Genomic DNA, 22,608 nt, shown 5'->3' with positions numbered 1-22,608 from the left:
ACCATGATACAATAGGTCTTGCTGCGGAGAGGTACCCAAGAGGCCCAAGGGGGCTGACTCGAAATCAGTTAGGCGTGTCAAAGCGTGCGTGGGTTCGAATCCCACCCTCTCCGCCACCACAGCTTTTTAATAATATTACTAATCAGACCTTCGCTGCTGCGGAGGTTTTTTTGTGTACAATTACTGCGTTCAGGGAAGCGGGCAGGGGCACCGTTAATGACACGCAAAAAGGGAGATCCTTACGGATCTCCCTCCAGAGGCAGTACATCAATGATGTTCGGATTATTTCTGTCTAAAGCCGCTAAAGTGCTGGGTATTGCAAAAGCTGATGCCTTTTTTAAAAGATAAGAAAGTATAAGTTTCCCTATACTTTATCCTTACCTTTTACGCAGAAACGTATACCGTCTTTGAGGACGGTAAAGCCATTCTACCTGAGGGCCAGCTTCACGGTTCCCGGGTTACAATAGTTGCTGAATCAGAATTCCAGTGATTGTGTTCGTCATCGACGTACAACGGAACCACACCTCTCTTTTGTACTGCCTGAGTTTATTATGTGCCATAGTCAGCTTTTAATACATGCCTGCACAAAATTAATGGACGCGCGCCTTCTCAACCTTTTTCCACTTGCGGTCCTTGTTGGTGGTCTCAGGAAAAATATCGCCTTTCTCCATTGTAATCCGCCTAGGGTTCTGAATTTCAGTGTGAAAACTCCGTGCCTCGCCGACCTCTGTATAGATGCCCGGATTCGGTGCTCTGTCGCCCTTTTCGTATTCTGTGCGTTCGCCCATTATAAATCCTCCCTTATAAAGGTGATAAATACAGGTCTATTGTGTGCAGCACTGCAGGGCTTCATGTAGCTAAAAAGTACCTGCAAGCTGCTGTGTATGAAATGACTTGCAATCAGCCGAGCAATTTGGTAAACTGATTTGGTGCGAGTCTATGTTTGTGCTCGCTCCTTGCTCCTGACATGATCAGGGGCCGAAGACCATAAGGAGGTGAAATTTATGCGCAAATACGAAGTGATGTACATTATTCGTCCTGATATTGAACAAGAAGCCGTTCAAGCAGCAGTCGAAAAATTCCAAGGCATCATCTCCAACGGCGGGGAAATTACAAAGCACGATGTGCAGGGTAAACGCCGTCTTGCGTATGAGATCAAGAAATTCCGTGATGGCGTTTATGTATTGGTTAACTTCACTGCAGAACCTGCAGTAGTTACTGAGCTTGAGCGTATCATGAAGATTTCCGACGAAGTTATTCGTTATCTCATTACGAACGACGTTGCCTAAGATCGAGACAAGCTTTGTAACCAATCGCGCTATAAGGAGGGGATTGAATTGTTGAACCGTATCATTCTGATCGGTCGGTTGACCCGTGACCCGGAACTTCGTTATACTCCCGCTGGTGTTGCCGTAACACAGTTTACGCTTGCCGTAGACCGTAACTTTACGGGCCAGAACGGTGAACGCGAAGCGGACTTCATCCCGGTAGTAACCTGGAGACAGCTGGCTGAGACCTGTGCCAATTATTTGCGCAAAGGCCGTCTGGCAGCCGTAGAAGGACGCATCCAAGTACGGAACTATGAGAATAACGAAGGCAAACGTGTATACGTAACTGAAGTTATTGCTGATAACGTCCGTTTCCTGGAATCCTCGCAGAACCGTGAAGGCGGAAATGCACCAAGTGGCGGAAGTATGCCTGAAGAGCCTGCCTATGGCGGCGGTAACGGCGGTAACAGTGCACGCGGAAATAACAACAATTTCTCGCGCAGCAACAATAATCAAGATCCTTTTTCGGGCGATGGAAAACCGATCGATATATCGGACGATGATTTGCCATTTTAATAAGGAAGGACTGAAAAGAACATGGCTTTCAAACAAAGAGAAGGCGGAGACAACGACAAAAGACCGGCACGTCGTGGTGGACGCAACAAGCGCAAAAAAGTGTGCTACTTCACTGTGAACAAAATTACTCACATTGACTATAAAGACACTGAGCTTCTCAAGAAGTTCATCAGCGAACGCGGAAAGATTCTGCCGCGTCGTGTAACTGGTACAAGTGCAAAATACCAACGCGCTCTGACCATTGCTGTAAAACGCTCGCGTCAAATCGCGCTGCTGCCTTACACAACGGAATAGGACGTTTTATGAAGCAGCCGGCTGAGCCGGCTGCTTTTTTAATCGATAAAGAGCTATATGTTTCAGCAGCCCCTTAATGTACCTGAGGGGTTATTTAGTGTGTTCGGCATTCGAAAGCAAGGTTGTATAAAGCCTTGGTAGCCATCACTGCAATTGTATATAATAATAGACAATGACGGCGACACACAGCTGCTGTCCAATTGAAAATCCTGGAGGCATAACCATGATCAGTGCAAGCCCTTATGTAATAATTGAAAATGTGCGGGAATCGCTCGATTACTACCAGAGCGTATTCGGCGGCGAAATTAAGGTGCTGAATGAGCATAACGGCAAGCTGCTGCATGCGGAGCTGCAGCTGGGCTCCAGCCTGATTCATTTCTCCGATGATTACGGCCGCGGCGCCAAGACAGCAAATGTCAGCATCATTATGGCACTGGAGAGCGAAGAGGAGCTGCGTGCCATCTACGGCAGGCTGGTTGAGGACGGCGGTAAAGTACAGGTAGAGCTGCAGAAGACCTTTTTCGGGGCGCTTCATGGACAAGTATCAGACGTTAAAAACGGTATTACCTGGGTGTTTAATTATTTCACCGGCAATTGACGTGATCAGCGGAATGTAGTAAATTACAGGTATCCTATAACAAAAGGGGAAATTTTGATGTCGGTGAGCGTTCTTAACTAAGCAATTTCATATCACCTGAAGATAGGCGTTAGCAGGTTCAGCTCGGGCTGAGGGCTTGCTCTGTTTAAGTATGTACGATAGCATACTTATCACCTGTGTTCATGGTGGATGATTAGTTAAGAACACGCGAAGCGTCAACATTGGCCTCTTTTTCGGCTATTGTTCTCTTTGTGATAAACCGTGCTCTTGAGCACGGTTTTTTCTGTTTTCCAAAGGGGCAATACCATCTAAGTGAGGGCAAGGACTGCATTGTGCAGTCTTTGCCCTTTTTTTGTGTTATCAGGAGCTGTTCATACTACAGGCAGGAAAAAAGGAGGATTATCAGTGAATACAGAAAGTCTGTGCACACTCGGATATGAGGAAATTAAAGGTGAGGTCATGCGGTACGCGGTTTCCTATGAAGGGAAAAGGCTGGCAGGGGAGCTTGCCCCGATGATGTATCTTCCGGCAATACAGCGGGCACTGGAAGAAACGGAGGAGGCCAAGGAGCTGCTGGAGCGCGGGGCAAGCGTACCGTTGCCGTCCCTTGAGGGCATTGAATGGATTATCTCGCTGATGGGGACGGGATATTTATACAATGAGCAGGATTTCACAGCCATTGCAACCTTTCTGAACAGCTGCAACCAGCTCCGCAAATACATGGCCTCGAAGGAGCAGAGTGCACCGAGGATTGCAGCCTATGGGGCATCGCTGCAGGAGCTGCGGCAGCTAAGGGATGAAATCGAACGCTGCATCCGGTTTGGTGTTATTGAGAGCCAGGCCAGCAAAGGGCTGGAGCGGGTGCGGAAACGGCTGACAGTGGCTAAGGAGCGGCTGCAGCGCAAGCTGGAGAGTATTATGGCCCGGCATCAGTCCATCCTGCAGGAGAGTCTCGTCAGTATGCGGGGCGGCAGGTACGTTATACCCGTGAAGAGGGAGTACCATAAGCAGGTAAAAGGGGCTGTGCTCGATCAGTCGACAAGCGGGCAGACGGTATTCGTAGAGCCATACGAAGTTGCTGCCCTCCAGGGCGAGTTGGAGCTTCTTACTGCTGAGGAGGCGAGAGAGGAGGGCATTATCCTGAGCATGCTGAGCGGCCTTGTAGAACGCGAGCAGGAGGCGCTGCGTATTAACATTGAGGTAACAGGCACCTACGATTTCATCTTTGCCAAGGCTAAGTATGCCCGGAGTATAGGAGCGCGGAATGTGACGCTGAATGAGCGGGGATGGTTTCGGATGCATGGAGGCAGACATCCCGAGCTGAAATATATGGTGCCTGTCAGCCTGGAGTTCGGTCACGGCTATAAATCGCTGATCGTCACAGGCCCTAATACCGGCGGGAAAACCGTTGTACTCAAAACACTCGGGCTGCTGGCAGCCATGGCGCAATCCGGACTGCTTGTTCCTGTGGAGGAGCATAGTAACTTTGCTGTATTCCGCGACATTATCAGTGTGATCGGAGACGGCCAGAGCCTGACCCAGTCGCTCAGCACCTTCTCGGCCCAGATGAAGAGCATTGAGGGTATGCTGCGTGCTGCAGGCAGGGACGTACTGCTGCTGATTGATGAGCTGGCCGCCGGAACGGACCCGGGTGAAGGCTTTGCCCTCTCTATCGCCATTCTTGAAGAGCTGAACCGCAAGGGCGCCAATATCGTTGTTACCACTCATTTTAATGAGTTAAAAGCATTCGCCGCTTCAACCCCGGGATTCGAAAATGCGCGTATGGAGTTTGATAAGCATACGCTGCAGCCGCTGTATAAGCTGACTATCGGTGAGGCGGGTGAAAGCTACGCTCTGCAGATTGCCGAGAAGCTCGGCATTCCGGCTGGGGTAATCCGGCGGTCCCATGAGCTTGCAGAGCAGCAGCAGGCACCTGGGAGCCGTATCAGCGGTGCTGGCAGAAAGGCAGTCATAAAGACTAATCCCGGTTATAAAACGCCCGGAAGCATTGAAGGCGGATTTCAGGAGGAGAAAGAGGACAGCAGTCACCTGAAGAATGGTAAAACGGCCGAATCCGGCTTTGAAATCGGTGATGCAGTATATATCACTTCCCTTGACCGGACGGGAATTGTCTATGCCAGACAGGACAGCATGGGCATTGTCGGGGTAATGGTCCAGAAGGAAAAAATGCGCATAAACCATAAACGTCTGAAGCCATACTTGTCAAAAGACGAGCTGTACCCGGAGGACTATGATTTTGATATTCTTTTCGAGAGTAAGGAAAACCGGAAAAAGCGCAAGCTGATGCGGAAAAGACATGTAGAAGGACTTAGCATTATCCATACGGAGGAAGAGGTGTGAACCGGCTGTAGAACGCTTAGGCCTGCCTGAAAAGGCAGGCTTTTTAGGCTGCAAATATAGCTTACAAACGTGCATCCTCCAATTATTGACTTCCCATTCCGGGCAATATTCGTTATTCTCTAAGTTGTAGCTGATAAAATTGATATATATAAAATTTACGCAGTACATGATATATATAACTTAATATGGAATGTAATTGGCATTTAACCGGAATTGATTTAAAATAATATTCGATGGAAAACGCTTACATTAGCAGGTTGTACCTTAGAAAGGAAGAACTACATGCATAAATCCAAGATCGGCACTTTGCTGCTGCTTATTACCTGTATATTGACAGCATGCAATGGCGCGGGGACGAGCAGTAATTCCTACGCGGTACATTACAGTAAAGTTGAAGAAAAAGCTGTGCCGGGCGGTACGGTTACATATGCTTATACCTCACCGTTCCAGGGAATGTTTGATCCCGCCTTTTTTGAAGGGGAGGATGATTCCAATGTGCTGGATTTCATTACGGAGGGCATGTTCACGGTAAGGGATGACCTGACGACCGTTCCCAATATCGCATCCTGGAAGGAATCCGAGGATCATACCGTGTTTACCTTCAAAATCAGGCCTGGTGTCCGCTGGCATAACGGTGATGAGCTGACGGTAGAGGACTGGAAATTCGCACTGGAGACCATTGCCAGTCCTGATTATACGGGTTCCAGATACTATAGTGTAGAGATGATTAAAGGGGCCGAGGCCTATCACCGGGGGGAAAGTGACGAACTGGCGGGAGTCAAGGTCATCGACCCGTATACGCTGAAGATTACAGTAAATTCCCCCCGGGTGAATACGATCGATAATCTGTGGCCGTATCCGATGAACAAAAAATATTTTGAGGGAGTAGCAGTCAAGGATATGGCGGACAGCGACCAGGTGCGCAAGAGGCCGATCGGTATCGGACCCTTTGAGGTGACGGAGATTCAGCCCGGCCAGCTTGTCCGGATGAAGAGATTCGATAACTATTACAAGGGTAAAGCGCTGTTGGACGGGGTTGACTATAAAGTCGTCGGGGACGAAGAGTTAACCGGACTGCTGGAAGATGGCAGCATCGATATCGGTACTGTACCAAGGGATACGTATTCTGCACTTCAACAGCTTGACAACATAACGCTAATGCAATCAGCAGAGCTGTCATACGAATACATAGGCTTCAAATTCGGACATTGGGACGAGTCAGCCCGGCAGAATGTTATGGACAACCCTAAGTTTGCCGATAAGCGCCTGCGGCAGGCCATGTATTATGCGCTGGACCGGGAGGGAATCATTGATCGCTTCTCTTACGGTCTGGGTGAATTGATTGAAACACCGATTCCAAGCAGCAGCTGGGCCAAAATACCGGACACTGAAATTAACACGTATCCCTATGATCCGCAGAAGGCGGAGACACTGCTGCAAGAAGCGGGATATACCGATGTTGACAGCGACGGCTGGCGTGAAGATCCGCAGGGACAAAAGCTCATTATCCGCTATGATGCGATGAGCGGAAACGCAACAGCGGAAGAGCGGACACAGGCGGTAATGCAAAACTGGCGCGACATCGGCCTTAATGTGCAGCTTAACGGGGGCAAGCTCAAGGATTTGAACACCTTTTATGAAGCGGTTGAGAACGATGATCCGACGGTGGAGGTGTTTAATGGGGTATGGGGACTCGCCAGTGATCCTGATCCATCCGGGCTGTGGCGTGCCTCTGATCTGTGGAATTATTCCCGCTGGTCTTCTGAGCGAAGCGACGAGCTGATCCTTGAAGGCGTGCAGGCCAAGGCTTATGACAGGGATTACCGCAAGCAGGTCTACCATGAATGGCAGCAGCTGATCAATGAAGAGGTGCCGATGATCTTTTTCGCGGAACGGATGAACATTACCGCCGTGAGCAAACGTCTGCAGGGTGTGCGGGTCAACTCCATCAGCAATATTAATGAGCCGGATAAATGGTGGATTAAGTAAATGTGCTGAATATTGAGCAGAACCTGAAGGATCAGCGGCAGAAAGGCTGCGGACCGGAAGGTTTTGCTTTTTTTTTTTGTGAAAATAAAATCAAAAGCAGATTTAGCGCGTCATATACTATAGGAATGGCCGCTGCAGCAGTATCAAAATTGTCGTTTTTTGTTATTTCTTTTTACTGGCCAAGTGATTACAATAGAAATATTGTTTGTGTCAAAGCCGTTTTCCAGGTTTATTCTACAATTAGAACGACCCTAATTCCTGAAAGGGGGAACACTAAGGCCGAATGGGGCAGACGAACAACAGCCGAGAGAAGTCCGGATATGAGCGCCTGGCAAGCCGCAGGCAGCCATTGTAAATAGATCGCAAGCAATGATTATATTCCACAATAAAGAAGGAATCATTTGATGAATATGAAAAAGCTGAAGAAAAGGTATATAGCTCTAATAGCTCTGGCCGTCATTATCTTGGGAGGATTTCTGTTTCAGAAGCAGCTTGCAGTACTGGCCTTTGATTTGTTCCTCTCTGACCGGGTAGAGGCAAAGCTCGAAAAGGAGTCCTACGTGCCGCTCGTTAAGGACAGCAAAACTGCTGTTAAACCGGAGCCTGTCGTCTTCAAAAGCGACCCGTTCTCCCTGATGCTGCTCGGAACGGACCAGCGCGGCAATGAAACTGCACGTTCGGATACGATGATCTACGCCGTTGTCCGGCCAGAGGATTACAAGCTCCTGCTGATCTCTATTCCCCGTGATACGTACACGGAAATTATCGGACACAGGGACAACAAAAAAGACAAAATCACCCATGCCTATGCATTCGGCGGCCAGCAGATGGCCAAAGATACACTGGAGGCACTGCTCGGACATGATATCCAGTATTATGCCACCATTAACTTCCAAGGCCTGAAGGATGCCGTTGATGCCATTGGCGGCGTTCCGCTGCCTATCAAGAAGGATATTGTCAATAAAGGCGCCGATCATGAGAAATTCACAATTGTAGGCGGCAAATCCAATTATAGCGGTGAAGAGGCGCTCAACTATACCCGTTACCGGGAGGACAGTGATTTTAACCGGACAAAGCGCCAGCAGGTCTTTATTGATGTGGTTGCGAATAAAATGTTATCGATCAGCCAAATCGGCAAAATTCCTGAGCTGCTTGATATTATGGGCGAGAATTTCAAGACTGACATGGAGCCTTCGCTGATTATCAGCCTGGCCAAGAAGTTCATGGGCGGCAAGGACATGGATATCTCCAGCTTTACCGTTATGGGTGAAGGCAAAAAGATTGATGGTGTGTATTATGACATCGTTGATGAAGAGGATTTGAGTGAGGCTCAGGCCATGATCGATAACTGGATGAATGCCAGCACACCGGTCAGCCAGCTGATTGAGCCCGGCAAAGCGGCGAATGCTCTGGAGCCGAAGGCTACAGCAACAGCAGAATAACCGCACGTAAATACCATAGGAGTATAAATGCAGCAGCCATGTGTAATGTTAGTGGCTGCTGCTTACTGTCTTCGTGGTATAATGAAATGGAACGACTCGCCGGGTGAAACGTATGATTACGGGTGCCCTTAGAAGCAGGGTTAATTCCTTCGGAATTCTTTGAGGAGGATCAGAGATGAATATTGCGTTTTTTTTACTTCCCAAGCAGGAGGTGGCCTGCGTTACACTGGATTCGACGCTGCGCCAGACCCTGGAAAGGATGGAATTTCACCGCTATACTGCTGTACCGATTCTTAACAGGAACGGAGAATACGCCGGAACGGTAACAGAAGGCGATCTGCTGTGGTACATGAAGGATTCAGGCGGAACGGTTACTTTTGAGAATGCTTCCAAATTTCTGCTTAAGGATGTGCCGCTGCGGATGAATAACCTGCCGGTATCCATTGATGCTGATATGGAGGATCTGATTAATCTGGCCAAGGTGCAGAATTTCGTGCCGGTGGTCGATGATATGAACCGTTTCATTGGTATTGTCCGCCGGAGCCAGATTATTGAATATTGCGAGAAGGTCGTTTCGCGTCAATCGCAAGCTCAGGCGCAGGAATCATTATAATGATTAACTGATTGCAGAAGCAGATGGAACACTGATAAGGCCTGTATTTCCGGCATATAACGGAATGCGGGCCTTTTTTGAAGGGCCTATTAGCTAATGCCTTTCGGGGGCGGGGGTTCCGTGTGACCGGAAAATATTTATGCTATAATGGAGAATAATGCTTTTGCCGGAGGTAGAGAGACGTGCCGAATGTGCCGAAGGATCTGGATGTAGCCAAACGCGCCAAAGTAATTGAGTGGTTAAAGACCGAAGTGATTGACCAAGTCTCACGGCTGTTTAAAGCGCTTTGGGAAGGCAGTACCGCCCGTGTCGGCGATAGTCTGGCCAGCCTGATTATGAGCTCTTATATCCTGGGACGCCGGCTTGGACTCCCTTACCGGGATCTTGATGACCTTCTGCTGGAGAAGCTAAAGAAGCACAGGCAGGAAGGGCATCAGCTTGAAGAATGGTACAATGATATATCTGCACTAGAAGAACATATGCGTAAGAGGTGAAAACTGTTGAAATTCCGCTGGACATCTGTGGCATGGAGCATCGCATACTTACTGCTGCTGTTATCCTTATCCACCCCGCTGCTCATTATTACTACACTATTTCTGATCATTCCGGCTGTAGTGCTGTTCACTACCCTGAACACGAAACAGTTTATTCTTCATCTATTGCCAGTCCTGCTGATCGTGGGTCTGATTACACCTGTCTATGTGCTGTTAGCGCTCTATTTCCTGATTCCTGCACTCGTGATGGGAAGATGGTACAGGAAGCGCGCCTCGGCATTGTCCACCATCCTGGCCGGGACCATTACGATTCTTGGACAGTTTTTGCTGCTCCTTGTCGTGGGTACCGCGTTGTTTGATTTTAGCCTTACCAGTTATGTAACTGATACGGTGCAGATGGTTGCAGACATACTGGCTGAACTTGGCACGGGCAACCCGCTGGCCAGTGAATTCGTTCTCACCTCCAAGGATGTAAGTGATATCAGCTTTATGACTATACAGGTGATTCCAATAACGCTGATTATGAGCTCTTTTATAATGGCTGTAATTACCCATTCCATTGTCCGCCCTATTCTTAACAGTATGGAATATGCGGTTCCGAAACTGAAGCCTGCACGTGAATGGAGACTCTCCAGATCGTTTATCTGGTATTACCTGATTGGCGTCATCATCAGCTTCATCTTCGGCAATTCGGACAGCGGCTTTATGCCGATGATCAGCGCCAACCTGCTGCCGCTGCTCCAGGCTGTCTTTATCATCCAGACCATCGGCTTCATGTTCTTTATTGTCCATGAGCTTAAGTGGAGCAAAGTTGTGGCAGTTGTGCTGTCACTGCTTGTTCTCTGGATACCGGGACTTTGGATTATCGGAGTTATCGACATTGCCTTCCCGCTGCGGGAGTTTGTGAAGAAATCGAAACGATAGGGTGAGAGGTCATGCCTAAATTTCTGCAAAGACGCTGGCACGGCTATCATACCGTATGGGCGTTCCTGCTGATGCTGGTCCTTATTATCATTGTCAGCAGCTATAACTGGGTTCTCGGTGTGGCCAGCCTGTTTCTGGCAGGCACGCTGTGCTTCTCAATGCTGCAGGCGGAGCTCTCGTTCCGGCGCAATCTGGTGGAGTATATCAACGGGCTGTCCTTCCGGATCAAAAGGGTTGAAGGCGAGGCGGTCAGCATGCTTCCCCTTGGCATTATCCTCTACAGTGAGGACCGAACTGTGGAATGGCATAACCGCAACGCCAGTGATATCTTCAGCCGCAAGACACTGGTAGGTGAAGAGCTGCAGGAGCTGCTGCCTGATGTAGTGCCAGCACTGGCCGCAGGCGGGCCGGTGAAGCGGGAAGCGGCCAGGGATACCGGCACACTGAAGGATGTCAGACAGGAAATCACCGTGGATGACCGGTATTACCAGGCTGTAATCATTCCCAGTGAACGCATGCTGTACTTATACGATATTACGGAGCTTGTGGTGCTTCGTGAACGCTATGAGGAAGAGAAGCTGGCCATCGGTATTGTCATGATGGACAATCTGGATGAGGCCGCCCAGGGCATGGATGACCAGCAGCGGACTTCGCTGATTGCCAAGGTAGCCAGTGAAATTACGGAATGGAGCAAGCAGTTCGAGGTCTATCTGCGGCGGCTGTCTTCAGAGCGGTATCTGATGCTGCTTAACCACCGCAGCCTGCAGGCGCTGGAGGAGAGCCGGTTTGTCATTCTCGATGAAGTGCGCGAGATGACAGCCGATCTTAAAGTGCCGATGACTCTGAGCATCGGCCTTGCTTATGGGACAGAGTCGGCCAGCGAGCTTGGGGCGCTGGCGCAGTCCAGCCTGGATATGGCGCTCGGGCGCGGCGGCGACCAGGCTGCTGTGAAGGCAGGCCAGCGCCTGTCCTTCTACGGCGGCAAGAGCAATGCTGCAGAGAAGCGCACCCGGGTCCGGGCAAGGGTCATTGCCCATGCGCTGCGCGATCTTATGCAGGAGAGTGACAAGGTGCTGATTATGGGCCACCGCACGCCTGACATTGACGCGATCGGTGCTTCAATCGGCCTGCTGAAGGCGGCACAGATGTACAATGTGGAAGCCAGCATTGTCACGGAGGGGCCGAACCCGTCTATAACCCGGATGCTGGAACAGATCAAGCGGGATGAGGAGCTGTACAGCAATTTTATCACCACCGAGCAGGCGCTGCAGATGATGACCGAGCATACGCTGCTCATCGTTGTAGATACCCATAAAGCCTCTATGACAATGGAGCCGCGGCTGGTGCAATATGCCAGCCGGATCGTTGTCGTTGACCATCACCGGCGGGGTGAAGAGTTCATCAATGATGCCGTACTGGTCTATCTGGAACCGTATGCCTCCTCAACCTGTGAGCTGGTAACGGAACTGCTGCAGTATATTCACGACAAGATCAAGCTAAGCCCGCTGGAGGCGACCATGCTGCTGGCCGGTATTACGGTGGATACGAAGCATTTTGCCCTCCATACCGGCTCCCGTACCTTTGAGGCGGCAGGCTTCCTGCGGCGGATCGGGGCGGATACAATCCTGATCCAGCGTATGCTGAAGGAGGATCTGCAGGAGTATATCTCCAAAGCCGAAATTATCAAACATGCGCGGATGGTGTATGATCATATTGCACTGGTTGTAACGTCTCCGGGTATGAAAATCCCGCAGCTGCTTATTGCCCAGACAGCAGATACTCTCCTGGGCATGACGAATGTGGTGGCATCCTTTGTCATCAGCGAGCGCCCTGACGGCCTGATCGGCATCAGCGCACGTTCACTGGGACGGATGAACGTGCAGGTCGTGATGGAGAAGCTGGGAGGCGGCGGACATCTGTCCAACGCGGCGGTGCAGCTTGAAGGAACCTGTAAGGAAGCAGAGGCCAGACTGCTTGAAGTGCTGGCGGAAATTGAAGCGAAAGAGGGGCTGTTCGAATGAAGGTCATTTTTATAAAAGATGTTAAGGGACAAGGTAAAAAAGGACAGGTTAAAGAGGTATCGGAAGGCTACGCAACGAACTTCCTGCTGCCGCGCGGACTCGTACGTCCGGCTACTGACGGCAACGTAAAAACCCTGGAGAACCAGGCTGCTGCCGAACAGCGCAAGAAGGAACAGGAGAAAGAGGAAGCAGTACAGCTTGGCAAGAAGCTGGACGAGCTCACCCTGACGCTCAAAGCAAAATCTGGTGAAGGCGGCCGGCTGTTCGGGGCAATCACCAGCAAGCAGATTGCCGAGACGCTTGCAGCTACACAGGGCATCGTAATCGACAAACGCAAGATTGAGCTGAACGACCCTATCCGTCATATTGGCACATTCCAGATTCATGTGAAGCTGCATACTGAAGTAAAGGCTAACCTCACGGTTCAGGTAACGGAGGAGTAAAATGGGTGGAGATCTCTTTTTCGATCGGATTCCCCCGCAGAATCTGGAGGCGGAGCAGGCCGTACTAGGTGCTGTTCTGCTGCATGATGAGGCGCTGATTACAGCGATGGAGCGGGTGCAAACCGAAGACTTCTACGACAAACCGCATCAGATGATCTTTGAGGCGATGGTGCAGCTCGGAGAAGAGAGCCAGCCGATTGACCTGATTACACTGACCTCCCGGCTGCAGGATAAGGGAGAGCTTGAGGATATCGGCGGTGTCAGCTATCTGGCTAAGCTGGCCCATGCAGTGCCGACCGCAGCCAACGTGGACTACTATGCCCAGATCATTGAAGAAAAGGCGATGCTGCGGCGGCTGATCCGCACAGCTACGCAGATTGTCAGCGAAGGCTATACCGGCGGTGAAGATGTAGGTATTATGCTGAGCGATGCCGAGCGGCGGATCCTGGAAATCTCCAACCGGCGCAGCGGCAGCGGCTTTATTGCCATCCGTGACGTCGTGATGGAGGTATTCGACCGTGTGGAATTGCTCCATCAGAATAAAGGCAACACCTCGGGGATTCCGACCGGCTTCGTTGACCTTGATCATATGACCAACGGCTTTCAGCGCAATGACCTGATCATTGTTGCTGCCCGTCCTTCTGTCGGGAAGACGGCGTTCGCGCTGAATATAGCCCAGAACGTAGCGGTCCGCGCCCAGGAAACCGTGGCGATCTTCAGTCTGGAAATGTCGGCGGCCCAGCTGGTACAGCGTATGATTTGCGCCGAGGCTAATCTGGATGCCAACATCATGCGTACCGGCGAATTCAAAAATGATGATGACTGGTCCAAGCTGACCATGGGGATCCAGGCTTTGGCCGAGTCAGAAATCTACATTGATGATACTCCGGGGATTACAGTTACCGATATCCGCGCCAAATGCCGCAGGCTGAAGAAGGAAAAAGGCCTTGGCATGATCGTCATCGACTACCTGCAGCTGATTCAGGGCCGCGGCAAGCCCGGCGAGAACCGTCAGCAGGAGGTCTCCGAGATTTCCCGTACGCTGAAGCAGATTGCCCGTGAGCTGGACGTTCCGGTCATTGCCCTGTCCCAGCTCAGCCGCGGTGTAGAGCAGCGTCAGGACAAGCGCCCGATGATGAGTGACCTCCGTGAATCCGGTTCAATCGAGCAGGATGCCGATATCGTAGCGTTCCTGTACCGTGACGATTACTATAACCAGGATACGGAGAAAAAGAATATTATCGAAATCATTATTGCCAAGCAGCGTAACGGTCCTGTAGGTACCGTGGAGCTTGTATTTCTGAAGAACTTTAACAAGTTCGTCAACTACGAGCGCGCACACTCCGAACCGTTTGCAGGTTAGGTAATTTATGCACAATATCCGAACGATCATACATTTACCTGTGTGATCGTTCGTTTTTATTTGACTTTAAAAAGTACCGCTGTTACACTGGTTATTGTGCTTTAGCGGGTTAAACCCGCATAGCGTCCGGAGGGCTGCGTACATAAGAACGTTGTACAGGGCCCATATTATTATAAATAATGGTGCTAAAGCTGGCGCCAACGGAGGAATGAATATGTCAACGGTAGTCGTCGTGGGAACACAATGGGGAGACGAAGGCAAAGGGAAGATCACTGACTTTCTGGCAGAGAGCGCAGATGTGGTCGCCCGGTATCAGGGGGGCAACAATGCCGGTCACACGATTCTGATTGACGGGAAGAAGTTCAAGCTGAGCCTGATTCCATCTGGTGTATTTTATAAAGAGAAAACTTGTGTAATCGGTAACGGAATGGTTATCAATCCTGAAGCCCTGATCCAAGAAATTAATTATATTCATGAAAATGGCTTTGATACGAAGAACCTGGTCATCAGCGACCGTGCCCATGTCATCATGCCATACCACATGCTGCTGGATGCGCTGGAGGAAGACCGCAAGGGCCCGAACAAGATCGGAACCACCCGCAAAGGGATCGGCCCTGCTTATATGGACAAAGCTGCCCGCAACGGCATCCGGATCGCCGATCTCATGGACGCCGAGGAATTCGAGCTGAGACTGCGTCATCTGGTAACAGAGAAAAATCAGGTTATTACACAGGTTTATGGTGCAGAACCGCTGGATGTAGAAGAGATTCTGGCGAAATACCTGGAATATGCAGAAGTGCTCCGCGGTTATGTAACGGACACCTCTGTTATTCTGAACGATGCCATTGATGCGGATTCCAAGGTCCTGTTCGAAGGTGCTCAAGGCGTTATGCTGGATATCGACCAGGGAACGTATCCGTTCGTAACCTCCTCGAATCCGTCCGCCGGCGGTGTGTGCATCGGCTCCGGCGTAGGCCCGTCGAAGATCAAACAGGTTATCGGTGTTGCCAAAGCCTACACTACACGTGTTGGGGACGGCCCGTTCCCGACAGAGCTCGGTGATGCAACCGGTGACTACATCCGTGAAACCGGCCATGAATATGGTACGGTAACCGGACGTCCGCGCCGTGTGGGCTGGTTCGACAGCGTAGTGGTGCGTCATGCCCGCCGCGTAAGCGGAATTACCGGCTTGTCGCTTAACTCACTGGATGTGCTCAGCGGGCTGGAAACCGTTAAGATCTGCACCGGCTACAAATACCGCGGAGAAATCATCACCCACTATCCGGCAAGCCTCAAAATGCTGGCTGAATGTGAAGCGGTGTATGAAGAGCTTCCAGGCTGGAGCGAGGATATCACTGCGGCTAAGACTCTGGACGATCTGCCGGCCAATACCCGCCGCTACGTGGAGCGTGTATCTGAACTGACGGGTATTCCGATTGCCATCTTCTCGGTTGGACGTAACCGGGAACAGACCAATCAAGTGTTGCCAATCTACGTATAATAAACGGTTTATGACTGAAGGACCCCTGCAAGGGGTCCTTTTTTTACATGTCCATTTTCCACTTGCGCCTGGCTCTGTTCACCGGGTATACGTTTCCCGCCGCATAATATGGTCAATACTGGAATTTAGGAGCGGTAAAGGATTCATTATTCGGAGATGGAGTATGACAGAGAGCAAGGGAGAAGTGATCATAATGAAGATGGTAAAAAATGCAGTTGGCATATGCCTGATTGTTGTACTGGCCAGTGCGCTGTCAGTGCTGACAACGGCCTATGTGGTTAATACCTACATTCAGTCTGTGCTGGCAAGCTTTGATATTAAGCTGGACAGCCCGGCGCCGGGAATCGGCGGCTTTGTGAAGAGTCTGACGGGAATGGGCAGTAAGACTGAATCAGACGGGATCACCGGCCAGAAGGTTGAGGAGAATTCAGGGGACAATCCTGCCAAGGACGCCGGCGATAAGGCGGTAGAGGAGAAAGTGCCGGAGGATGCTGTGGCCGCTATGGGCCAGCCGGCCGATGAGGATACGGCGGAAGCTCCGGATGCGGAGAGCCAGGATCAACAGCTGGTTATGACCCCTGACGCGATGAGTGAGATGAAGGATAATATACCGGAAGAGGATAAAGTAGGCATCTTTAATATTTTGATGACAAAGCTTCCGCAGGATGAGATGCAGGCGATCTCTACAGCAATGGAGGATGGGTTAACAGAAGCTGAAGTTAAGGAAATACAGGAGGTTATTGCCAAATACGTAAATCAGGATGAATATGAGCTGCTGATGAAAATGCTTACACCGGAGTCTTCCGTAAATCCATAAATTACAAAAGAGTCAATTTTTAGACACAGGAATGGTGTTTTAACTGCAAATTGTTGATAAAAACCTGCGATTAACGCGGGTTTTGCCATGTTTAGAAAGTTGAAATTATTCTTCGGGCTATGGTACAGTAAAAAAGGACTAGAAGGGGTTAATTTTTTGTAACCTTTTTAGTGCTGAAAGACACTGGTCACACCGTGAAAATTTATAACATACAACACGAACTATTCACACTAATGTAAAAAGAAAAATAAGACACAGCAGAATATATAAAAGGGGTCGCAAAACAAGCTTGGCCGCTCTCTGGAGCGGGCTGAACGGGCAGATTGAAAGGGAGAGTTTCATGAAGGGATTTAAGTTCATGCGCCGGATGGGGAAGCTGCGGAGCAGCGAAGGAACATCCGCAGGATCCGGCGCAGAGAGTCAACAGGGCACACAGGCCTCCGGCGACGCTATTGTCTTTCATCAGGAACCCAAACCGCGGAGACTGCGGCGTTCCTGGGTTGCGGCATCAGCCGGGCTGGTGCTTTTGTCTGCCTTCCTGGTCGGGGCAGAGAAGAAGTATGTGGCTGCCAATACAGTCACCTATTACAAGGTGCTGGTGAAGGGCGAGGAAATCGGCAATATCAGCCAGCAGTCTGAGCTGGACCAGCTGTTTGAACAGAAACGCAAGGAATACCAGACCAAGTATCCCGACTCTGTTATGGTATTACAGACAACCGGGATTACTACCGAGGAAGAAGCAGCGTATAAGCCGGTGGTTGATACGGCAGCTACACTGGACAAGCTGGATGGCATGCTCAAGGCGTATGCAGTTGGTGTACAGCTGACTGTAGACGGTAAATCCATCGGTATCGTTAAGGACCAGGAAACGGCAAATGCTGTACTGCAGGGCGTGAAGGAGCATTACCTGCCGGCGGCAGCGGAAACAGCAGGTGCACAGCTGAAGAAGATGGCAGCCACCAGCCGGGCGGCGTTTTCCGCAAATACGGGGCAGGTGGATTCGGCTTCCATCGAGGAAGAGGTGACCATTGTTCCGGTCAAGGCTGACCCTAACAAGGTGCTGACGCTGGAGGAAGCGGTCAAGACACTGACTGAAGGCAAGGAAGAGCCGCTGGTCTATACCGTGCAGGAAGGTGACACGGTTTCCGGAATTGCCACGCGGTTCAGCATCACTCAGGCTGATATATTCCGCAACAACCCAACCGTCAAGGAGCTAACCCTGCAGATTGGGGATGAGCTGCAGCTGACGGTGCCGCAGCCTGAGCTTACCGTTACGACGGTTGAGCAGGTAACAGAGCAGGTGGTTACAGAGCCTGAGGTTATTGTCCGTACAAGCGATCAGCTGGCTGCCGGCAAGAGCAAGGTTGTTCGTCCCGGCCAGACTGGCCTGAAAGAAATGCAGTACCGGTTAACGAAGGAGAACGGTTTGGTCGTCAAGGAGGAGTGGCTGGGACAGACGGTGCTCAAGGAATCGCTGCCTGAAGTCGTCTACCGCGGGACAAAGGTTGTCGGTGAAGGAACCGGTATGTTCGCCTGGCCGGTCAGCGGCGCAACCTTATCCAGCAGCTTCGGCGAACGCTGGGGACGCGCTCATAAGGGTGTAGACCTCGTGTCGGGCAACCGTACGATTAAGGCAGCCGATGCAGGAACCGTTACTTTTGCCGGCGTACAGAGCGGTTACGGCAATGTGGTTATTGTCGATCACAGGAACGGTTACGTGACCTATTACGGTCATTTGCGCAGTATTTCCGTATCAGTCGGACAACGTCTTGAGCAGGGAGGCAAAATCGGGATTATGGGCAACACGGGCCGCTCGACGGGAACCCACCTGCATTTTGAAATCCGCAAGAACGGTACAGCGGTCAATCCGCTGAAATATTTGAAATAATTCATTCTTTATACCCAGCCGCCCGAAACCGTTTCGGGCGGCTTTATATTTACCGGGAGTAGGATGTGACGTCAGGACAGGTATGTTAAAATAAGAGAATCAATGACAAGTATGGCGAGAAAGGTGAAGCTGAGCATATGCAGATGGGGACGATTCTGGTAGTTGACGATGAACAGCCTATTGCGGATATTTTGAAATTCAATTTAGAAAAAGAAGGCTATGAGGTAATCTGCGCGTTTGACGGCAACAGCGCGGTGGAGCTGGCACTATCCAAACGGCCTGATCTGATGCTGCTCGATCTCATGCTTCCAGGCAAGGACGGAATGGATGTGTGCCGCGAGGTGCGTCTGGCGCATCTGGATATTCCGATTATCATGCTGACCGCCAAGGACGGGGAAATCGATAAGGTGCTGGGCCTTGAGCTGGGCGCTGATGATTATGTAACCAAGCCCTTCAGCACACGCGAGCTGCTGGCCAGAGTCAAAGCGCAGATGCGGCGCCAGCATAAACCGGTGTCCGCCGGATCGCTGAATGAGGCGGCGGAGAGCAAGCAGGGTATCCAGCATTTCGGGCTGTTCGTGGATACCGACATGTACATGGTCTATAAGGACGGAGAACCGCTGGATCTGACCCACCGCGAATATGAGCTGCTCTATTATATGATCCGCCATGCCGGCAAAGTAATGACACGGGAGCATCTGCTGCAGGCAGTATGGGGATTCGAATATTTCGGGGACGTCCGGACTGTCGATGTCACGATCCGGCGCCTGAGAGAGAAAATTGAGGAGAATCCCAGCAAGCCGGAATATATCTTTACCCGGCGGGGACTGGGCTATCTGATGCATAGCCCCAAAAGCGGGGGCCTGTGATGAAGAAAGGGCTGTCCTTTTTCCGGACAATTCAGGCCAGGCTGACCATTATTTATGTTTTGCTGATCCTGGTGGCGATGCAGCTGATCGGGGTTTATTTTGTCAGCTCGATGAAGAATTCCCTGACGGAGAATTTCACCAAGGATCTGAAGGCAAGGGCGGAGATGCTGTCCATACTGACTGCGGATAAGCTTGGCAGTGAAACCGGGACAACGGATGAAGAGACCGCAGTGGAGAGCCTGCGCGGCATGGTCAATAACCTGTACATCAACGGTGCGGAAATTCAGGTGCTTGATGCGAGCGGCAAAATTATCACGACTTCCGTTCCGTCACAGAATGACTATGTGGGGCAGCGGAATACCCAGACTGTAGTCAGCCGGGCGCTGCAGGGCATCAGCGATAATGAGGAATATATCATCGCCGATGATAATGTGCGCAAGAAAGTAGTTGCCAAGCCCGTGCTTGCCGGTGACAAGGTCGTTGGAGCAATTTATATTGCCGCCGATATGAAGGACCTTTATGCAACGATGAGCCGGATCAACAGCGTGTTCCTCTCCGGGCTGCTGCTGGCACTGGCGCTGACGGCTGTGTTATGTGTCATTCTGGCTCATACGATTACCCATCCGATTAAAGAAATGACCCGTCATGCCACTGCCCTTGCCGAAGGCAAGTTCAACCGCAGGATGCCGGAGTTTGGCAATGACGAAATCGGTCAGCTGAGCCAGGCATTTAACTATATGACCGGCCGGCTGCGCGAGGCGCTGTCGCAGAATGAGGAGGAGAAGGAGAAGCTGGCTTCCATCCTGACAAACATGAGCGACGGCGTGGTCGCTACCGATGAGAGCGGCAGAGTCATTCTGATGAATACCCGCGCTGCGGATATGCTGGGCTCTGAGGGTCCGCTGCCCGAAGGGGCGCCGCTTGATGAGCTGCTCGGCCTGGACCATGAGCAGACAGGCTCGCTTGCCGAGGGCAATGCCCAGTCGGCGCTGATTCACCTGTCGCCGATGGGCGGGGGAGACCCGAATATCGTGCGAGTGACATTCACTCCGATCCACCGGCGCGAGGGCGGGGGAATCGCCGGGACGATTGCCGTGCTGCAGGATGTCACGGAGCAGGAGAATCTGGAGGAGTCACGGCGAGAATTCGTGGCCAACGTCTCCCATGAGCTGCGGACCCCGCTGACGACGATCAAGAGCTACGTGGAAGCGCTGGATGACGGGGCGCTGGATGACCAGCAGCTGGCCGTACGTTTCGTCGGCGTTATCCGTAACGAAACGGAGCGGATGATCCGGCTTGTCACCGACCTGCTGCACCTGTCGCGGCTGGATTCCAAGGAATCCAGCCTGCGTATCCAGCAGACCGATATCTCCGAGATGCTGGAGGATGTGGCCGACCGCTTCTCGTTCCAGATCCGCCAGAAGCGGATTCACATCAGCACGATCGTGCACAAGGATGTCGCCATGGCCTGGCTGGACCGGGACCAGATTGACCAGGTGCTTGGCAATCTGGTGTCCAATGCACTGAAATATACGCCCGAGGGCGGCACGATCAGCCTGCAGGCGGTAAAAAGCGAGGACGGGATGCTGGCCATATCGGTACGTGATTCCGGGATCGGAATTCCCAAGAAGGATATTGAGCGTATCTTTGAACGTTTTTACCGGGTGGACAAGGCCCGGTCACGGAATATGGGCGGTACGGGTCTCGGGCTTTCCATTGCCCGGGAAATTGTCAAAGCGCACGGCGGTTCCATTTCCCTGCAGTCGGAGCTTAACGAAGGCTCATTAGTCACATTTACGCTGCCTCTGCTGAACCAGCAAAGGGGGAGTGAAGGATGAGAGAGAAACTGAAAACCTGGATTCTTGCTATCCTGGTCCTCGGCAGTCTGGTAGAAAGCTACTATCTGATCTACCGGCTTCCAGGCAGTGATTCAGCGGTCATGTCTGAGAATCTATATGTCAAAACGGATAATATGGGCCCTGAGGAAAAGGTGGAGAACCTGCTCTATCCTGACCGGATGATCATTCATTTGGGCGGAGGGAAGCATACGCTGTTCTACCCCGACTCCACCTTTTATGATCTGATCTTTAACCGGCTCAAGGGGCGGAGCTTTGAAAGCTTCCAGCGGCGCTCGGTAGAAGACTTTGACTGGGACAAAATCCGCAGCGAGAATGCCGGGATTGAGCTGAGCTTCGGCGCCGGAATCCCCGTTACGCTGCTGCAGCGGGTAATGCAGTTGTCGCCTGATTCGCTGTTTGAGGGAGAAAGCATTGACCGGATCTGGATTTACAATGTCAAAAATGATTCGAAGGCGCATGCTGTGTTTTTCAGTACCAGGGGCGACATTGTGTATGAAGCAGCCAAAGCCGATCTTACCGTGCAGGACGTGCAGCAGCATGTCGACTTCGGCATCAACTGGACTCCCTATACAGTGGTGAACGGGGATTATTATGTGCCCGAGGAGAAGCTGGATCTGGTCGAGGCCGAGATGCCGTCGGGCATGTATACAATTGAACAGATGCAGAGCAATCTTTTCTTTGATGCGGGAAGCACCAGGTATATTCCGGAAAAAGACGGCTCCAAGATCTATACCGACAGCAAGCGCAGCCTTCAGGTTGATCAGGAGCTGAACTGGATGAGCTACAGCGATCCTGCGGCGCTCCCGGCCGGCGAGAGCACGCCTGCCAAGGATGCGCTGGAGGCTGTTGATTTCGTCAATCAGCATGGCGGATGGAACGGGACCTACCGTCTGGCTTCGACAGAAGAGGAAAAGCAGGAACGCAAGGTGTCGTTTCAGCAGTATTACGGCTCTTACCCGATTATAAGCCGGCCGCAGCTGCAGTACGGGGTTATCATCCTGGAGCTGCAGCAGGGTACCGTCTCTTCCTATGAACGGTCGCTGATGTACACTGAGGAAGAACAGGCGGTGAAGCGGATTGTAGAGCTTCCGGGCGGTGACGAGCTTAAGGCCAAGCTGGCCCAGATCAGCTCCGGCTCTGCTGTGAAGGATCTGATTCCGGCCTATATTCCTGTACTGCAGCGGGACACCCTGCGCCTCACGCCGGTATGGCGGGTTACCCTAAATGATGGCAGTGTGCTTACAATCAGCTAGGCGGTATAATGAATAATTGCGGAGTTACAAACATA

General features: G+C 51.3%; 22 protein-coding genes and 1 tRNA gene. 22 read left to right on the top strand and 1 reads right to left on the bottom strand.

Features of this window, described 5'->3' with window-relative positions; translation table 11 throughout:
• Positions 1–25: 25 nt before the first annotated feature.
• Positions 26–116 (top strand) — tRNA-Ser (locus AC4G46_RS31990).
• A gap of 100 nt (positions 117–216) precedes the next feature.
• Positions 217–348, top strand: a complete 132-nt coding sequence (locus tag AC4G46_RS31985) for a hypothetical protein (protein WP_491126168.1) — start codon at positions 217–219, stop codon at positions 346–348.
• Between the two features lie 242 nt (positions 349–590).
• Here AC4G46_RS31985 and AC4G46_RS31980 read toward each other — a convergent pair whose 3' ends face one another.
• Complete coding sequence (locus tag AC4G46_RS31980) at positions 591–788, bottom strand: YjzC family protein (RefSeq protein ID WP_491126167.1); 198 nt, start codon at positions 786–788, stop codon at positions 591–593.
• A gap of 216 nt (positions 789–1,004) precedes the next feature.
• Here AC4G46_RS31980 and rpsF point away from each other — a divergent pair, with 216 nt between their 5' ends.
• From rpsF to AC4G46_RS31880, 20 genes are all read left to right on the top strand, one after another.
• Positions 1,005–1,289, top strand: a complete 285-nt coding sequence (gene rpsF / locus AC4G46_RS31975) for a 30S ribosomal protein S6 (RefSeq protein ID WP_025706808.1) — start codon at positions 1,005–1,007, stop codon at positions 1,287–1,289.
• Between the two features lie 48 nt (positions 1,290–1,337).
• The gene (gene ssb / locus AC4G46_RS31970; RefSeq protein ID WP_039878032.1) at positions 1,338–1,844 is read left to right on the top strand and encodes a single-stranded DNA-binding protein; all 507 of its coding nucleotides are present in this window, start codon (positions 1,338–1,340) and stop codon (positions 1,842–1,844) included.
• 21 nt (positions 1,845–1,865) lie between these two features.
• Entirely contained in the window at positions 1,866–2,138 is a 273-nt protein-coding gene (gene rpsR, locus AC4G46_RS31965) for a 30S ribosomal protein S18 (protein ID WP_019914552.1), read from the top strand.
• Positions 2,139–2,361: 223 nt separating this feature from the next.
• Entirely contained in the window at positions 2,362–2,736 is a 375-nt protein-coding gene (locus tag AC4G46_RS31960) for a VOC family protein (protein ID WP_491126166.1), read from the top strand.
• 405 nt (positions 2,737–3,141) lie between these two features.
• Positions 3,142–5,097 (top strand): endonuclease MutS2, encoded by a 1,956-nt coding sequence (locus AC4G46_RS31955; RefSeq protein ID WP_491126165.1) that lies wholly within the window; start codon positions 3,142–3,144, stop codon positions 5,095–5,097.
• Between the two features lie 330 nt (positions 5,098–5,427).
• Complete coding sequence (opp4A, locus tag AC4G46_RS31950) at positions 5,428–7,086, top strand: oligopeptide ABC transporter substrate-binding protein (protein ID WP_491126164.1); 1,659 nt, start codon at positions 5,428–5,430, stop codon at positions 7,084–7,086.
• Between the two features lie 2 nt (positions 7,087–7,088).
• Positions 7,089–7,445, top strand: a complete 357-nt coding sequence (locus AC4G46_RS31945) for a hypothetical protein (RefSeq protein ID WP_491126163.1) — start codon at positions 7,089–7,091, stop codon at positions 7,443–7,445.
• Between the two features lie 45 nt (positions 7,446–7,490).
• Positions 7,491–8,528, top strand: a complete 1,038-nt coding sequence (locus AC4G46_RS31940) for an LCP family protein (protein ID WP_491126162.1) — start codon at positions 7,491–7,493, stop codon at positions 8,526–8,528.
• A gap of 175 nt (positions 8,529–8,703) precedes the next feature.
• The gene (locus AC4G46_RS31935; protein WP_068729544.1) at positions 8,704–9,141 is read left to right on the top strand and encodes a CBS domain-containing protein; all 438 of its coding nucleotides are present in this window, start codon (positions 8,704–8,706) and stop codon (positions 9,139–9,141) included.
• 191 nt (positions 9,142–9,332) lie between these two features.
• A complete protein-coding gene (locus AC4G46_RS31930) occupies positions 9,333–9,635 on the top strand; it encodes a MazG-like family protein (RefSeq protein ID WP_491129026.1) in 303 nt (100 codons plus the stop codon).
• 6 nt (positions 9,636–9,641) lie between these two features.
• Complete coding sequence (locus AC4G46_RS31925; protein WP_491126161.1) at positions 9,642–10,559, top strand: DUF2232 domain-containing protein; 918 nt, start codon at positions 9,642–9,644, stop codon at positions 10,557–10,559.
• A gap of 11 nt (positions 10,560–10,570) precedes the next feature.
• Complete coding sequence (locus AC4G46_RS31920; protein ID WP_491126160.1) at positions 10,571–12,580, top strand: DHH family phosphoesterase; 2,010 nt, start codon at positions 10,571–10,573, stop codon at positions 12,578–12,580.
• A complete protein-coding gene (gene rplI / locus AC4G46_RS31915; RefSeq protein WP_090716148.1) occupies positions 12,577–13,023 on the top strand; it encodes a 50S ribosomal protein L9 in 447 nt (148 codons plus the stop codon). Before AC4G46_RS31920 ends, rplI begins: the two co-directional genes overlap by 4 nt.
• 1 nt (position 13,024) lies before the next feature.
• Positions 13,025–14,386, top strand: a complete 1,362-nt coding sequence (gene dnaB, locus AC4G46_RS31910; protein ID WP_491126159.1) for a replicative DNA helicase — start codon at positions 13,025–13,027, stop codon at positions 14,384–14,386.
• A gap of 214 nt (positions 14,387–14,600) precedes the next feature.
• The gene (locus AC4G46_RS31905) at positions 14,601–15,887 is read left to right on the top strand and encodes an adenylosuccinate synthase (protein ID WP_491129025.1); all 1,287 of its coding nucleotides are present in this window, start codon (positions 14,601–14,603) and stop codon (positions 15,885–15,887) included.
• A gap of 193 nt (positions 15,888–16,080) precedes the next feature.
• Entirely contained in the window at positions 16,081–16,704 is a 624-nt protein-coding gene (locus AC4G46_RS31900; protein WP_491126158.1) for a hypothetical protein, read from the top strand.
• A 340-nt stretch (positions 16,705–17,044) separates the two neighbouring features.
• Positions 17,045–18,592 (top strand): peptidoglycan DD-metalloendopeptidase family protein, encoded by a 1,548-nt coding sequence (locus AC4G46_RS31895; protein WP_491126157.1) that lies wholly within the window; start codon positions 17,045–17,047, stop codon positions 18,590–18,592.
• Between the two features lie 137 nt (positions 18,593–18,729).
• Positions 18,730–19,461 carry a response regulator YycF gene (yycF, locus tag AC4G46_RS31890; RefSeq protein ID WP_491126156.1) on the top strand — a complete coding sequence of 244 codons (732 nt, stop codon included), beginning with the start codon at positions 18,730–18,732 and terminating at the stop codon, positions 19,459–19,461.
• The gene (gene walK, locus AC4G46_RS31885) at positions 19,461–21,299 is read left to right on the top strand and encodes a cell wall metabolism sensor histidine kinase WalK (RefSeq protein ID WP_221795897.1); all 1,839 of its coding nucleotides are present in this window, start codon (positions 19,461–19,463) and stop codon (positions 21,297–21,299) included. Before yycF ends, walK begins: the two co-directional genes overlap by 1 nt.
• On the top strand, positions 21,296–22,573 hold the full coding sequence (locus AC4G46_RS31880; protein ID WP_491126155.1) for a YycH family regulatory protein: 1,278 nt from the start codon (positions 21,296–21,298) through the stop codon (positions 22,571–22,573). Before walK ends, AC4G46_RS31880 begins: the two co-directional genes overlap by 4 nt.
• Positions 22,574–22,608: the final 35 nt, after the last annotated feature.

This window comes from Paenibacillus sp. fava2, assembly GCF_058313675.1.
This window is presented reverse-complemented; position numbering and strand designations above follow the sequence as displayed.

Excerpts from the sequence above, each read along its gene's own strand:
- AC4G46_RS31985 (WP_491126168.1), top strand. The coding sequence starts at position 217 with ATGACACGCAAAAAGGGAGATCCTTACGGATCTCCCTCCAGAGGCAGT.
- AC4G46_RS31880 (WP_491126155.1), top strand. The coding sequence starts at position 21,296 with ATGAGAGAGAAACTGAAAACCTGGATTCTTGCTATCCTGGTCCTCGGC.
- yycF (WP_491126156.1), top strand. The coding sequence starts at position 18,730 with ATGCAGATGGGGACGATTCTGGTAGTTGACGATGAACAGCCTATTGCG.
- AC4G46_RS31895 (WP_491126157.1), top strand. The coding sequence starts at position 17,045 with ATGAAGGGATTTAAGTTCATGCGCCGGATGGGGAAGCTGCGGAGCAGC.
- rpsR (WP_019914552.1), top strand. The coding sequence starts at position 1,866 with ATGGCTTTCAAACAAAGAGAAGGCGGAGACAACGACAAAAGACCGGCA.
- AC4G46_RS31980 (WP_491126167.1), bottom strand. The coding sequence starts at position 788 with ATGGGCGAACGCACAGAATACGAAAAGGGCGACAGAGCACCGAATCCG.
- AC4G46_RS31905 (WP_491129025.1), top strand. The coding sequence starts at position 14,601 with ATGTCAACGGTAGTCGTCGTGGGAACACAATGGGGAGACGAAGGCAAA.
- dnaB (WP_491126159.1), top strand. The coding sequence starts at position 13,025 with ATGGGTGGAGATCTCTTTTTCGATCGGATTCCCCCGCAGAATCTGGAG.
- AC4G46_RS31900 (WP_491126158.1), top strand. The coding sequence starts at position 16,081 with ATGAAGATGGTAAAAAATGCAGTTGGCATATGCCTGATTGTTGTACTG.
- AC4G46_RS31935 (WP_068729544.1), top strand. The coding sequence starts at position 8,704 with ATGAATATTGCGTTTTTTTTACTTCCCAAGCAGGAGGTGGCCTGCGTT.
- AC4G46_RS31940 (WP_491126162.1), top strand. The coding sequence starts at position 7,491 with ATGAATATGAAAAAGCTGAAGAAAAGGTATATAGCTCTAATAGCTCTG.
- walK (WP_221795897.1), top strand. The coding sequence starts at position 19,461 with ATGAAGAAAGGGCTGTCCTTTTTCCGGACAATTCAGGCCAGGCTGACC.
- AC4G46_RS31960 (WP_491126166.1), top strand. The coding sequence starts at position 2,362 with ATGATCAGTGCAAGCCCTTATGTAATAATTGAAAATGTGCGGGAATCG.
- rpsF (WP_025706808.1), top strand. The coding sequence starts at position 1,005 with ATGCGCAAATACGAAGTGATGTACATTATTCGTCCTGATATTGAACAA.
- AC4G46_RS31920 (WP_491126160.1), top strand. The coding sequence starts at position 10,571 with ATGCCTAAATTTCTGCAAAGACGCTGGCACGGCTATCATACCGTATGG.
- rplI (WP_090716148.1), top strand. The coding sequence starts at position 12,577 with ATGAAGGTCATTTTTATAAAAGATGTTAAGGGACAAGGTAAAAAAGGA.